This window comes from Anthropogastromicrobium aceti, assembly GCF_020687335.1.
Taxonomy (GTDB): Bacteria; Bacillota; Clostridia; order Lachnospirales; family Lachnospiraceae; genus Anthropogastromicrobium; species Anthropogastromicrobium aceti.
Map to the genome: position 1 here is coordinate 1 of NZ_JAJEQN010000062.1, position 13,934 is coordinate 13,934.

The window sequence follows — 13,934 nt, forward strand, 5'->3', positions numbered from 1 at the left end:
CTTTTATCTCTATACCATTGCATATATTGGTTTATAATGCTGATAAATTCTTCTACTGAAATTTTATCCCATTTTTCACCATAGAAAATTTCATTTTTCATTCGTCCAAAAAATCCTTCGCATGCCGGGAGACATCCAGTGCCTGTCCCCGGCAAAAAATGATGGACAGTACAAGAACAGGAACAATGACAAGAAAGCAGACAATCCAGAAGTGGCTGTTATAGATACACCTGGTAGAATCATGGACGATAGGACTGTAGAGACCGTACAGTGTGAAGATGTGGTCGTGATTCCAGTGCGACCTACAGGCGGCAACCTTGAATCATTTACACGTACAGTCTCACTTGTAAAAGAGAATACGAACTGTCCGATTGTCATCGCTGTAAATGGTACCAACAGATTTACAGCATCCGTATCTTTCATGGAATGGCTGCAGAAATACAGACAGAAAGAGACTATTGATACTGTATTGACCATTCCGCAGTCAGAAGCCATTGTACAGGCTGAAAATTACAGCTGTTCTATTAACGATATTAACAGGCATTCTACAGCAGCACAGGCTGTAAATATGATGTGTGATAAAATTAGTGAGCTTGCAGGTCTGCCAGTTGAGAAACGAGAGGCAAAGAAGAGCAAGAAACTGATTGCAAAATAAATATTTAGTATCTATAATATAGATATGTAATATTTATTTTTAGACGAACATACAGAAGTGAGGAGATGATTGAGATGGCTAGAAAAAAAGATGTGAAAAGTCTTTTAGACAGTTTTGAGATTGATACAGAAAAAGAACATGATGCAGCTGTGACAGCAGCGTCGAAGACACCGAAGAAATCAAGCGGTGGAGATACAAGAGCAACAGCACTTGTATCAATGACCAAGGATGAGAAAGAACGTCTGACAACAAAAGCGAAGGCACACGGCTTGAGCCTGTCTGCGTTTTTCAGATTGGCTGCTGATGAATACATCAACAATCACAATTGGTAATGTATGGATAGATAAGGTGGAGTGTAATCCGCAGCAGCAGTAGGTTTTGTGGGTATGTGGGTAACTCGGAGAGTTATCCATATATCCATAAAATAGATATAAAATATATATTGTGTAGATGTAAAGTATATAAGAAAGGAAAGATTTTATGTCAGACTTAATTGATTTGAAATCTCATCCAGTAAGCGTATCATTGAATTTGCTTTTGAAGGATAGAACAACTGAAAAGAATATCATTTTCGCCACGGATGCGTATGATGGTGTTGATTTTACAACGCCTATCACGAAAAAGATTCTTTCAGGTAATTCAGTTGATATTCGCCCTCGTGTATCAAAGAGCATGGAAGAACAGGCACTTCGTACACGAAAGAAAGCAGAAGTATTTACTCCGTCATGGATTTGCAATAAAATGAATAATCATTGTGATACAGAATGGTTCGGTCGTGAGAATGTATTCAATGTAGAGCAAGACCATGAATGGATTCCGACAGAAGACAAGATTGAGTTTCCAGACGGAAAATCGTGGAAGGATTACATAGATTCTAAACGATTGGAAATCACTTGTGGGGAAGCTCCATACCTTGTATCACGCTATGATGCTGCAACTGGTGAGATTATCCCGATTCATAATAGAATTGGAATTTTAGACAGAAAATTGCGTATTATCAATGAGAATACGCAGACCCGTAAGACATGGAATCAGTGGGTATATCGTGCATTTGAAAGTGTATATGGATATGAATATCAGGGAGATAATTTGCTGATTGCAAGAATCAATCTTCTTGAAACATTCTGTGAGTATACACAGGATAGATGGAATGGAGAACCGACAGATTCATCATTGAAGCGTATTGCAGATATTATCAGCTGGAATCTATGGCAGATGGATGGTATCAAGGGCGTTGTACCATATACAGGTACTGTATGTGAGCCAAAGGCGGAAAATGAACCGCATCAGATGACCATGTTTGAAATCATGGGAATTGCCGATGAATCCGAGCCAGAATTAGAAGAAGTATTGCCGGAGACAATAGATTGTAAAATCTATGATTGGCGAGAAGATAAAAGTGTAATGTACAAAAGTATTAAGGAGGGATAAGGTCATGAAATTTGATTTTGTTATTGGAAATCCACCTTATCAGGATAATACAATAGGTGAAAATGATACATATGCACCGCCTGTATATAATAGGTTTATGGATGCTGCATTTGAAGTTGCAGATAAGGTTGAGCTGATTCATCCTGCAAGATTCTTATTTAATGCGGGTAGCACACCCAAAGCGTGGAATAAGAAAATGTTACAAGATGAGCATTTTAAAATTATACAGTATGAAGAAGATTGTAGCAAAGTATTTTCTAATACAGATATTAAGGGTGGAATTGCTGTTTCATATCGAGATAAAAATAAGGATTTTGGTGCGATTGACATTTTTACACCATATCCTATGATGAACACCATTTTACATAAAGTTCGTAAGACTAAAGGATTTGAGGCTATGACTGATATAATTGTGTCCAGTTATTCGTATCATTTTACAGAGCAGGTATATACTGATTATCCTGATGCGAAAGGTAGTTTGAGTAAGGGACATGATTATGATTTCAAATCAAATGTTTTTTCAAAAATGCCACAGCCATTTTATGAAGAAAAACCAGATGATGGACATGTATATTTGAAGATTCTTGGAAGGGAAAATAATCAGCGTACTTATAGATATATTCGTAAAGAATATGTTGATAATGTATGTAATTTGTTTTCATATAAAGTATTTATGTCAGGTGCAACAGGCAGTGGAGCATTTGGTGAGACGATTGCACCGCCTATTGTTGAAGAACCGGGTACAGGAGCTACAGAAACTTTTTTGAGTATTGGAACATTGAATACATTAGATGAAGCAAATGCAGTTGTAAGCTATATTAAAACAAAATTTGCTAGAGCAATGTTCGGCGTATTGAAACGAACACAAGCAAATACGCCTGATAAATGGTCATATGTGCCACTCCAAGATTTTACATCATCCTCAGACATTGACTGGTCGCAGTCTATTACGAATATTGATAAACAGCTTTATAAAAAGTACAATCTTTCCGATGAAGAAATTAACTTCATTGAGACCAATGTAAAGGAGATGGAATAAATGCGAAAGCCTGATATTAACACGGCGAAAAATGTTACGCCGATGATTTATGCGTATACCACTCCTGAAATTGCAAGACATAACGGATGGACAAAGATTGGGTATACAGAGCAGGATGTTGAAACACGTATCAAACAGCAGACCCATACAGCAGATGTAAAATGGAATCTTGAATGGAAGGGCAATGCTCTTTTTGATGATGGTTCCGGTGACCGATTTACCGATAAGGATTTTCATGCGTATCTTAGAAAATCCGGCATTGAGCAGGAATCCGGTAAAAATAATGAATGGTTCCATGTGACAGGTCAGGAATCCAGAATCAAGTTCTATGATTTCAGGGCAAATCATGGAATCTTACAGAGTTTATCGACGGTTGTACCGTATCAGCTCCGTAAGGAACAGGAAGATGCGGTTGATAAGACGATTGCATATAAAAATGACCATGAAAATGGTGAGTTTTTGTGGAACGCAAAACCACGATTCGGAAAAACACTGTCTGTATATGATTTCTGTAAGAAGTCAGGCGCAAAGACTGTGCTGATTGTAACGAACAGACCTGCAATTGCTAACAGCTGGTATGAAGATTATATGAAGTTCTTAGGAACGGAATCAGGGTATCTGTTTGTTAGTGAAGTGGATGCCTTAAAGGGCAGACCATGTGTATTGTCAAGAAGTGAATATACAAATTCACTGATTGCTCATGGTGATGATGATACCTTTGGAAACTGTATTGAGTTTGTAAGTCTTCAGGACATGAAAGGTTCAAAATATTTCAGTACAAACGGAATTGACAAATTGCGTGAAGTTGCTGAAATGAACTGGGATGTTCTGGTCATTGATGAAGCGCATGAAGGTGTTGATACATATAAGACGGATGTGGCATTTGACCGCATCAATCGTAAATTTACATTGTATTTATCAGGAACACCGTTCAAGGCGTTGGCAAACAATAAGTTTGAGGATAATGCAATTTATAACTGGACATACGCTGATGAGCAGACAGCAAAGCGTGATTGGGATGTATCTTCTGAGGAAGAAAATCCATATGCAGCACTGCCAAGACTGAATCTGTTTACATATCAGATGTCTGAGATTGTAAAAGATGAATTACAGCAGGGTGTTGAAATCAATGGAGAAACAGAAGAATATGCGTTTGACTTGAATGAATTTTTCAGTACAAATAATGGAAAATTCAAGTATGATTCTTCGGTTGATAAATTTTTGGATGCAATGACATTGCAGGAAAAATTCCCATTTTCAACGCCGGAGCTTAGAGATGAACTCAAGCATACATTCTGGTTGCTGGATAGAGTAGACAGTGCGAAAGCATTGGCTAAGAAATTACATGAACATCCTGTATTTAAGGATTATGAAATCATTCTTGCTGCTGGTGATGGCAGGATGGATGATGAGGAGGAAACAAAGAAGTCATATGATAAAGTGGTGGATGCAATCAGCAAATATGATAAGACCATCACGTTATCTGTTGGTCAGTTAACCACTGGAATTACAATTCCAGAATGGACAGCTGTATTGATGCTGAGTAATGTGAAGAGTCCGGCTCTGTATATGCAGGCTGCGTTCCGTGCTCAGAATCCTTGTTTATTCAAAAATGGTTCCAGCTACGCAAGAAAAGAAAATGCTTATGTATTTGATTTTGACCCGGCAAGAACATTGACCATTTTTGAAGAGTTTGCAAATGATTTGTCTGCTGACACATCAGCTGGTAGAGGAGATTTGGAAACTCGTAAGGAACATATCAAGGAATTGGTGAATTTCTTCCCGGTAATCGGTGAAGATGAAAACGGTGAATTGATTGAACTGGATGCGGAAAAAGTATTGACGATTCCGAGAAAAATCCGTTCAGTTGAAGTTGTACGCAGAGGATTCATGAGTAACTTCCTGTTCCAGAATATTTCGCAGGTGTTCGCTGCACCACAGGCTGTAATGGATATTATCTCCAGCTTGGAAGCAGTGGATGAACCAAAGGGAAAAGTGAACTTCTCAGAAGAAGTGAAAGATGATTTATCATTGAACGATGAAGGTGAAGTTGATGTGCCGGATGATATTATCATCGGTGTAACGAATGATGTGTTTGGTGATAAGATTTTTGCACCGACAGAAGATGTAATTTCAACAGTATCAAAGATTGCTGATACGCCTGAAACAGCTCCGTCTGCATTGGATAAATTGAAATCAAATACACATAATCAGATGACTGCAAACATTCTTGCAGAAGCAAAGAATACATATGGTTCAGAGATGAAACCAGCGGACAAGCGTAAGTTGGAATCAAAAATCAATGGTGCTGCGGATAATCTGATTGATAAGTCATTTACGAATTACACGATTGATAAAAATACGATTGAACAGGAGAGAACGGACGCTTTGCAGTCTCGTCATGAGACAGGACGTTCAACGACAGAAATCAATCAGGAATTTGATAAAAAGATTGAAGAAGCAACAGAACAGTTCCAGGAAACACTGAAAACAGGGTTAGAGGAACTTGTGGAAGAATCAAAGAAAGATGTTGTAAAAACAGTTGAGACAAATAAGCGTGAACGTGAGAAATCTGTAATCGAAGAAGGCATTCGTGACCATCTGAGAGGATTCTCAAGAACAATCCCATCGTTCCTGATGGCGTATGGTGACAATGAAGTAACACTTGCAACATTTGATACAGTTATCCCGGATAACGTATTCAAAGAAGTGACAAGTATTACACTTGACCAGTTCAGATTTTTGCGCGATGGTGGTGCGTATACTGACCCTGAAACAGGAGAGGAAAAACAGTTTGAAGGTCAGTTGTTTGACCCTGTTGTATTCGATGATTCAGTGAAAGAATTTCTTGCATTGAAGAAGAAACTGGCAGATTATTTCGATGAAAAAAGTGTGGAAGACATCTTTGATTATATCCCACCACAGAAGACCAATCAGATTTTTACACCAAAGACAATGGTGAAAAAGATGGTCGATATGCTGGAAGAAGAAAATCCGGGATGCTTTGATTTGCCAGATAAAACATTCATTGATTTGTATATGAAATCAGGTCTGTACATTGCTGAAATTGTAAAGCGTTTATATCAGAGTGATGAGATGAAACGCTTGTATCCAGATAAGTATGACAGGCTGAAACATATCTTTGAAAAGCAGGTTTATGGATTAGCTCCGACAGAGATTATTTATAAAATCGCAACGAGTTATATTCTTGGATTTGATGAAGATGTGAAGATTACAAAACATAATTTCAAACAGGTTGATGCTTTGCCATATGCAAAGGATGGAACATTGAAAGAAAAGCTCGATGAGATTTACGATGAATAAGTAGTTGTTGTGAACAGGTGATGTACAGTCCAAAAAAGTGCCTGTCCCCGGCAAAAAACATAAACTTTATAAAAGTTCTATAAACAAAAGTTTACATTTTGCACAGAGGAGACTGAGCAGCAGCACGAGAGTGCAAGTGCAGCGTGTTACTGCTCAGCTCAATTTATCAAGAGAGTGAAAAAATAGGATGACAACGGTTGTAATTAGTGTTATACTTAATCCAGTGTCAAGGGTAAGTATACCTCATTAAATATGTCCAAAATGTTAACATGCACGAAAAACAACTGTTGTCAGAATATTCTGATAAATACCTGCAAAAACAGGATCTGAAAACCGCATAAAACCTAGGTTTTTGAAGGGGTACCGTAGAAATGAGGTATAAGCCCGAGAGGGCATTGACACACCGATGAATTCTGATCTCACGTACATAGTTACTTCCGTAGAAATGAGGTATAAGCCCGAGAGGGCATTGACACAATTCCTTTACCGTGTAGTAATCGCGGTCTGTTGCAGGTAGAAATGAGGTATAAGCCCGAGAGGGCATTGACACCAATATTTCCCTGGTTAGCTTCTGGACAATACCATCCGCGTAGAAATGAGATATAAGCCCGAGAGGGCATTGACACCGAATACTTCCTCGAGATCATTGTTCTCGTTATTGTGCCGTAGAAATGAGGTATAAGCCCGAGAGGGCATTGACACCGGGTCCTTCCGTTTACCCTGCTGATACCAACGTGCCATTAGTAGAAATGAGGTATAAGCCAGAGAGGGCATTGACACATTCCTCTACTATCGGTTTCAATGACCTTCCAAAGATCAGTAGAAATGAGGTATAAGCCCGTGAGTTATCAGTAAAATGATAAAAGAGTGGTGCGAAAGGCAAGTTCCCAGAAAAGTATTAGGGGATTCGCACCTCAAAAAATCAGATAATTGGTTGAAAAAAATTGGAAGGTATGCTAATATACACTTATAAATAGCAGGTATGCATAAAAAGTATCATAAAAAATTTAAAATATTGGACATTCTTGCGGTAACAACTCAAGCCCGTGAGGGCATTGAAACTTTTGCATGCATAAGCATATCAATTTACCTCCTCGTAACAACTCAAGCCCGTGAGGGCATTGAAACTACCTTTCTTGCTATTTTATTGTGTACACCGTAACGTAACAACTCAAGCCCGTGAGGGCATTGAAACTCAACAAAAGCCTCAACTTCTCTAGCTGTAGGAAGTAACAACTCAAGCCCGAGAGGGCATTGAAACGTAAAGGCATATCCGCAAGATTCACCCGGTCATACAGTAAAAGCATCCAGCAATGCCATTTAGTTAGATGTTCGAGAAAATGTTCGGTTTGTAATTGAGTTTTTTCAAAAAGTACCAAAAAAGCTATTTATGAGGCAAAGCAGCAAAAAAAGAGTATACGAAATAAACGGATTAAAAGAATAAAAATAGTCCGCAACATAGAAGAAAAAAGTGCCTGTCCCCGGCAAAATAGATCAAGGAAATACCCTGGATGAACAGATTGCCGCCGATGAGCACCGACAGAAAATCGAAAAAGAGATTACCAAGCTGGAAAAGCAGGCTCGTGCTGAAAAACAGCCAAAGAAGAAGTTTGAGCTTGCGCAGCAGATAAAAAAGCTCAAAGATGAATTGAGATAGAAGAAAGGAGTTCCTGATATGTCAAGTGAGCAATATCAACGGACGGTAAATAGCCTTGATAAAGAAATTGCCGATCTTGAAAAGAAAAAGGCAGCAAAGGACAAAGAAGTCGCTACTCTCCAAGGCAAAATTAATACCTTGAAGAAAAGCATAAACAGCCATACTTCCGCATCTACACTTAACAGTAAAATGCGGCAGATTGCTACTCACGAATCTGATCAGGCAAAAAAAGTCAGGATAGTGCTGATTTCGGAAAGAAGATTGCCGAAAAACGCAAGAAGCGTGCTGAAGCCTACTTGAAACTCCAAAAGGAGCAGCAAAATGAGCAAAAGAAACAGGATAAAGCAAACCAACAGATTCAAGCATCCTATGAAGCTCGGATAAAAGAACTTCAGCAGCAGCTTTTGCAGCCGGTAGTCACTCCAGCTACTACCCCAATAGCCGCCGATGAAGAATATGATGTGTTCGTGTCCCACGCATACGAGGATAAAGAATCATTTGTTGATGAGTTTGTAGAAGCGCTGCGAAGCCAGGGACTTAAAGTATGGTATGACACAGACAAACTCAAATGGGGCAACTCGATGAGTGAGAAAATTGACAGAGGACTGGCAAAATCAAGATATGGCGTGGTCATTCTCTCGCCTAACTACATTGCCGAACATAAATATTGGACGAAAGCGGAGCTGAATGGACTTTTCCAAGTCGAAACTGTCAACGGAAAAACCATTCTTCCAATATGGCACAATCTGACGAAAAAGCAAGTTGTTGAATACAGCCCTATCATAGCAGACCGCAAGGCTATGACTACGGCTTCAATGACTCCCGAAGAAATAGCCGCAGAATTGAAGGAATTATTTATGCTCCGGGCATCCAGTGCCTGTCCCCGGCAAAAAAATATAAACTTTATAAAAGTTCTATAAACAAAAGTATACATTTTGTGCAGAGGAGTCTGAGCAGCAGCACGAGAGTGCAAGTGCAGCGTGTTACTGCTCAGCTCAATTTATCAAGAGAGTGAAAAAATAGGATGACAACGGTTGTAATTAGTGCTATACTAAATCCAGTGTCAAGGGTAAGTACACCTCATTAAATATGTCCAAATTGTTAACATGCACGAAAAACAGCTGTTGTCAGAATATTCTGATAAATGCCTGCAAAAACAGGCTCTGGAAACCGCATAAAACCTAGGTTTTTGAAGGGGTACCGTAGAAATGAGATATCAGCCCGAGAGGGCATTGAAACTTAACGAATGACATAGTCATCCTTTCCGGGCTTCCGCGTAGAAATGAGATATCAGCCCGAGAGGGCATTGAAACTCTCCATATTGGAGATACGGTTGCACTTATGACCTTCGTAGAAATGAGATATCAGCCCGAGAGGGCATTGAAACAATATGCCTCGCAATCAAGGCGTACATTTTCAAGGTCATGTAGAAATGAGGTATAAGCCCGAGAGGGCATTGACACCCAAATGTGTCATTTTCAATCGCTTTTACTAGGCTGTAGTAGAAATGAGGTATAAGCCCGAGAGGGCATTGACACATATCTTTAGACTTACCACCATGAAGCTTATTAAAGTAGAAATGAGGTATAAGCCCGAGAGGGCATTGACACCTTACGGATCTTAAAGCATTTTGTAAAGTCTTGCCGCCTAGTAGTATGCATCCAGTGCCTGTCCCCGGCAAAAAACTATACAGCCCCGCCACTCACCTACACGTGTTCTGTAGTGTGTCAGTCTTATAAGGAAATTATATTAGAAGGAAAAGAGATTAGAAAGCGAAAGTCAGCCATCATGTTTCATGACGCATTGGTGCCTTTCGCAGAAAGGCGATTATAATTATGAAATTTAAGAGAAGGGAATATCCCACTACGATGGCTACATCGGCAGCAATGTCATTTCTGTCAATGGCAAATAATCCTTATCCGTATGAATATATGGGAAGAAATGTACAATTACCTTCAAAGAAATTGCCTATATTATTACCAGATAAATGCCCTTGTTGCGGTAAGGTTTTATCCACTGAAATTTTGCCAATTAGGGCGGTTAATAATATTACAGATAATGAACAGAAAGAATGTACAGTTATATCTATTTACAGGTGTACATCTTGCAATGAATTATTCACTGTGATTAATACAGTTAAGACGAAATTAGTGTTTAATGATGAAAAATTTGACACTGATAATGCAATAAGTGAACCTGTTGGCATTTATCCATTTGAGATGGAAAATGTAGAGTTTGATGAAGATATTAGTGATTTGTCACCATCTTTTGTTGAGGTGTACAAGCAAGCAGAACGTGCAGAACATGATGGGTTAAATTTGATTTGTGGAATGGCTTATCGTAGGGCATTGGAATTTTTAGTTAGAGATTATTGTGTTGATAAATTCCCTGAAAAAGTCAGTGAAATAGATACAAAATCGTTGTCTGAAAAAATTAAAAATTATATTACAGATGATTCAGATATTAAAACTTTAGCAGAAAAAGCAACATGGCTTGGTAACGACCAGACGCATGTAATCAATAAGCATCCTGATAGAGATGTCAACGATATTAAGCAATTTATTCAGATGATTGTTGCTAAGATTAAAATAAAAATGGTTGTTGCAGATGCTGAAACTATAAAAAAGGGGTGATGCAGATGTGAGAAAAAAGTGCATGTCCCCGGCAAAAATTGAATTAAAAAAGAAATGCAGAGGTCTGGACTAAAAATCCTCGGTGCCCGAAGGGAAACTAAGGGTCAGGTAGTGCATCCAGCTAAGGGCATATAATTCGATAGGTGGAAATCCAAAACATCATGTTGCACCAAAAGATAATTTACAAACTGGTGCTTGATAATGCGTTTAGCAAAGGGAATCTGACAGATGAAAATCCAATTAAATAGACTGATACCACAGTATTGAATCTTAGTGGGTTGTTGTAATGTGGTGTGTTAAGCATAGGACTGAAAAAAACGGATGAGTAAAGTGGACAGGAGTAAGGGTAACATCCAGTGCCTGTCCCTGGCAAAAAATGTCATCGGCAAAAAACAGTTTAGGCAGATATAGAATCAGGGGTGTTATCATCAGTAAGTTCTTTGTTAAGTGATATATAACAAAGTTATCGACAAATTAAAATTTGCTGATGATATGGCGTACCAAAGTTATAAAGTATAGGAGATATCAAATTGGATATAATTGAGAAAAATAAATCATACGATTTTAATATTTATTATCTAAACTTTAGTAAAGTATATGAAATTGCAATGATGATTAATAATGTTATTCTTACTAAAATTGAAACCGATAGATCAAAAAGCTTTGAAGAGCAGTATGGTTTTACATCATCTATTTCAGCACAAGGCACAAAACAGTTTTTGGATGGAATTAAGGCATCAATCTCGGCAGACGCGAGGGAAACTGCTACATCGTCCTCAAAAGTAGTAGAAAGTTTGGATGTAAAAACGACCAAATCAATACTTTTACGTAGGGTTATTGAGCAGTGCGCATCTACGATTGAGTTAAAGAATTTGACAGAAGGTGATCTTGTAAAAATAGATTGTGTTAAATTAGAACTACTGAACGAAGAAAGTCTGCGGCAATTCCTTATTTTACGACGCGATGCATTAAAGGGTATGCAGGTAGAAGGTATGGAAATAAATAATCTGATCAGCTCAATGTTGCAAGATTATGCCTATATTTTAAGAGGAGTTGCATATGATAAAAGTATGAAAAAATCTGTATCTGAAATTATCATCAAAATTCCTATGGAGATTCAATCGGAATTTGAGAATAAGTACAACATCAATGATTTACTTATTGGTCATGTATCTATCGTTGGTATTTATAAAGGTATCGTAGGCGAAGAATTTATTACATCAAATACATTTACCTATTTCCAAGAAGCAGGTGCTCGCAAGGAAAAGCAGGAGACGACTGTTAATAAAATAATTAAAAGCAATACGCAACCTGTATCACATGACACAGAAATAAAAAAGCAAGATAATGGGTATCATTTTGTTGATACATTAGCAATAATTCAAGATGTGGCGTTTAAATTGGAAGAAATTTCTGCTCCAAAACTTCACTGGTGGAACCGCGTTGGAATTTGGTTGAGTAAATTGTGGAGAAAATAACTATGGATCAACATACTTTGCTTACTTATCGAAATCTTGAGGAATTGAGAAAAATTCAGAAAGAAAGAGAGGTATTTACTTTCATGTTTGCCGAAACAAAACAAATGATAGATGCTTGCCCGAAAGTTTGCATTGACATATCGGCTTTGGTTTACTATTTGCAATCCAATAAAAGCAATATTCAACCAGTATATATTAATTTTGAAGGGATGACAGATGGTACCATTATCATTGCTAAAGAAATAATATCTGAAAGTGCTCTTGAATTATTACCTTTTCTAATTTCGGACACTAAAAGTTATTTTCAAGAAGAGGACAAGAATTCCAAACGAGAAGTATTACCTCACTTCAAACTATATCCAAGGCAAAATATTTATAAATATAATAATTCTACAGATTTGGAATATATTATCCAGTATTCGGTAGAACACAACATACCTATCGCAACTTTTTCTAGAGTGAATGGAGAATTGAGAAAAGAATTTGAACAATTTAATAAAACGACAGAAATGGCGTTGATGGATTTGACTTCTGTTTCTTATGCGATAGAGGATAATAAAACATTGATATACTTGTTGGAACAACTTTTAAATAGTTTGCCGAATATTAAAGTAATTGTTCAAACTACGCAAGTTGATACACTGTTAAAATTTTTTCCACTGTTTTTTTATGGGCAGGAGCCTGTTTGTAAGTTGATTCCCGATTTAGTTGGTTTAGGAGAGGAAAAGCTAGAAGAAAGTAAAATCGCAAAAGTTACGGATCTAGATGGTCCTTCGTTTGACAACTTTATGGATACGTTCAATTATAATTTAATTGGTCATAGTTATTTCAAGAAGAGGTTACGACATACTCTAAAAAATTTCATCTATTTAAACAGAGCAAAGGAGCAGAAAGTTTTTTCGATTTTTTTATTTGGTGTATCTGGTATTGGAAAAACTGAAGTTGCAAGGTTAATTGCAAATGGGCTTCAAAATAATTGTTATTTAGCAAAAATCAGTTTTCAGAATTACAGTAGTCAAGATGCGTTGAATAGCTTGATTGGTAGTCCGGCGGGGTATGTTGGCTGTAATCATGGAGAATTAAGTGAGAAAATTGAAAAGAGTAAAGTGGGTGTATTGCTTTGCGATGAATTCGAAAAGACTAATCGCCCAGTTTTCTCTTTCTTTCTAGAGTTGTTAGAAGAAGGATGCTTCACAGATTCCCTAGCAAGAGAGTATGACATGGATGGATATATTATTATCTTTACTTCGAATCTTCTTAGTGAATCAGAATATAAAAAAACTATTCCTCCTGAACTTCAGACACGCTTTGATTTGGTATGTGAATTTGAGGAGCCTACAACGGAAGAGAAGACAGCATTTTTGGATTTGTTGTTGAAAAAGGCGAAAACTAAGTACGCTAAGGAATTCGCAGAAATTGAAATAACTGAAGATGAGAAAAAGCAGCTATATGCCTTTGATTATTCGTCTCTTTCGGCATTGAGAGATATCAAGAGAGTGTTTAATAATCGATTAATGGATTATTTTGTGAGAAAAGGGGTTTTGTAACGTAAGCGATGAATAGGTTCTTTCCGGATATAGTTGATTGTAAAGAGCCTTGCTTCACAAACCTCAAAGCAATTTGGTCTTTTTCTGAAAAATTAGGGGGTGCGGACGCTTTCTTGGACCTGAATTAAGCAATTCCAAGACTGCGTCTATACTCCATCGGACTCAAACCC

At 37.7% G+C, this 13,934-nt stretch carries 12 protein-coding genes and 2 CRISPR repeat arrays; of the genes, 11 read left to right on the top strand and 1 reads right to left on the bottom strand.

The annotated features are described in order from the left end of the window. On the bottom strand, window positions 1-155 hold a 155-nt coding region (locus tag LKD48_RS16680; RefSeq protein WP_408628585.1), incomplete at its 3' end, for an IS3 family transposase. Between LKD48_RS16680 and LKD48_RS15430 the strand changes: the two genes are divergently transcribed. The 11 genes from LKD48_RS15430 (at window position 122) to LKD48_RS15480 (ending at window position 13,764) form a co-directional block, all read left to right on the top strand. Next, window positions 122-655: a P-loop NTPase family protein gene (locus LKD48_RS15430; protein WP_308732523.1), complete on the top strand. Its 534-nt coding sequence runs from the start codon at window positions 122-124 to the stop codon at window positions 653-655. The genes LKD48_RS16680 and LKD48_RS15430 overlap by 34 nt on opposite strands. 74 nt (window positions 656-729) lie before the next feature. Continuing rightward, window positions 730-987 carry a plasmid mobilization protein gene (locus LKD48_RS15435; protein WP_308732524.1) on the top strand — a complete coding sequence of 86 codons (258 nt, stop codon included), beginning with the start codon at window positions 730-732 and terminating at the stop codon, window positions 985-987. A gap of 148 nt (window positions 988-1,135) precedes the next feature. Beyond that, window positions 1,136-2,086, top strand: coding sequence for a restriction endonuclease subunit M (locus LKD48_RS15440; RefSeq protein ID WP_308732525.1), 951 nt, complete (start codon window positions 1,136-1,138; stop codon window positions 2,084-2,086). Window positions 2,087-2,090: 4 nt separating this feature from the next. Beyond that, a complete protein-coding gene (locus LKD48_RS15445) occupies window positions 2,091-3,125 on the top strand; it encodes an Eco57I restriction-modification methylase domain-containing protein (RefSeq protein WP_308732526.1) in 1,035 nt (344 codons plus the stop codon). Next, complete coding sequence (locus tag LKD48_RS15450) at window positions 3,126-6,449, top strand: DEAD/DEAH box helicase family protein (protein ID WP_308732527.1); 3,324 nt, start codon at window positions 3,126-3,128, stop codon at window positions 6,447-6,449. 365 nt (window positions 6,450-6,814) lie between these two features. Beyond that, a CRISPR array of direct repeats spans window positions 6,815-7,229; the repeat unit is 37 nt; unit sequence GTAGAAATGAGGTATAAGCCCGAGAGGGCATTGACAC. Window positions 7,230-7,920: 691 nt separating this feature from the next. Further along, window positions 7,921-8,106, top strand: coding sequence for a DUF4391 domain-containing protein (locus LKD48_RS15455; protein WP_308732528.1), 186 nt, complete (start codon window positions 7,921-7,923; stop codon window positions 8,104-8,106). Between the two features lie 18 nt (window positions 8,107-8,124). Beyond that, the gene (locus tag LKD48_RS15460) at window positions 8,125-8,406 is read left to right on the top strand and encodes a hypothetical protein (RefSeq protein WP_308732529.1); all 282 of its coding nucleotides are present in this window, start codon (window positions 8,125-8,127) and stop codon (window positions 8,404-8,406) included. Next, window positions 8,403-9,026 (top strand): TIR domain-containing protein, encoded by a 624-nt coding sequence (locus tag LKD48_RS15465; protein ID WP_308732530.1) that lies wholly within the window; start codon window positions 8,403-8,405, stop codon window positions 9,024-9,026. The genes LKD48_RS15460 and LKD48_RS15465 overlap by 4 nt, the downstream gene beginning before the upstream one ends. A gap of 282 nt (window positions 9,027-9,308) precedes the next feature. Further along, window positions 9,309-9,716: direct repeats of the CRISPR family, unit length 37 nt; unit sequence GTAGAAATGAGGTATAAGCCCGAGAGGGCATTGACAC. A 225-nt stretch (window positions 9,717-9,941) separates the two neighbouring features. Then, a complete protein-coding gene (locus LKD48_RS15470) occupies window positions 9,942-10,739 on the top strand; it encodes a DUF4145 domain-containing protein (RefSeq protein ID WP_308732531.1) in 798 nt (265 codons plus the stop codon). 530 nt (window positions 10,740-11,269) lie between these two features. Further along, a complete protein-coding gene (locus LKD48_RS15475) occupies window positions 11,270-12,217 on the top strand; it encodes a hypothetical protein (RefSeq protein WP_118616411.1) in 948 nt (315 codons plus the stop codon). A 2-nt stretch (window positions 12,218-12,219) separates the two neighbouring features. After that, entirely contained in the window at window positions 12,220-13,764 is a 1,545-nt protein-coding gene (locus LKD48_RS15480; protein ID WP_227102466.1) for an AAA family ATPase, read from the top strand. Window positions 13,765-13,934 lie beyond the last annotated feature (170 nt).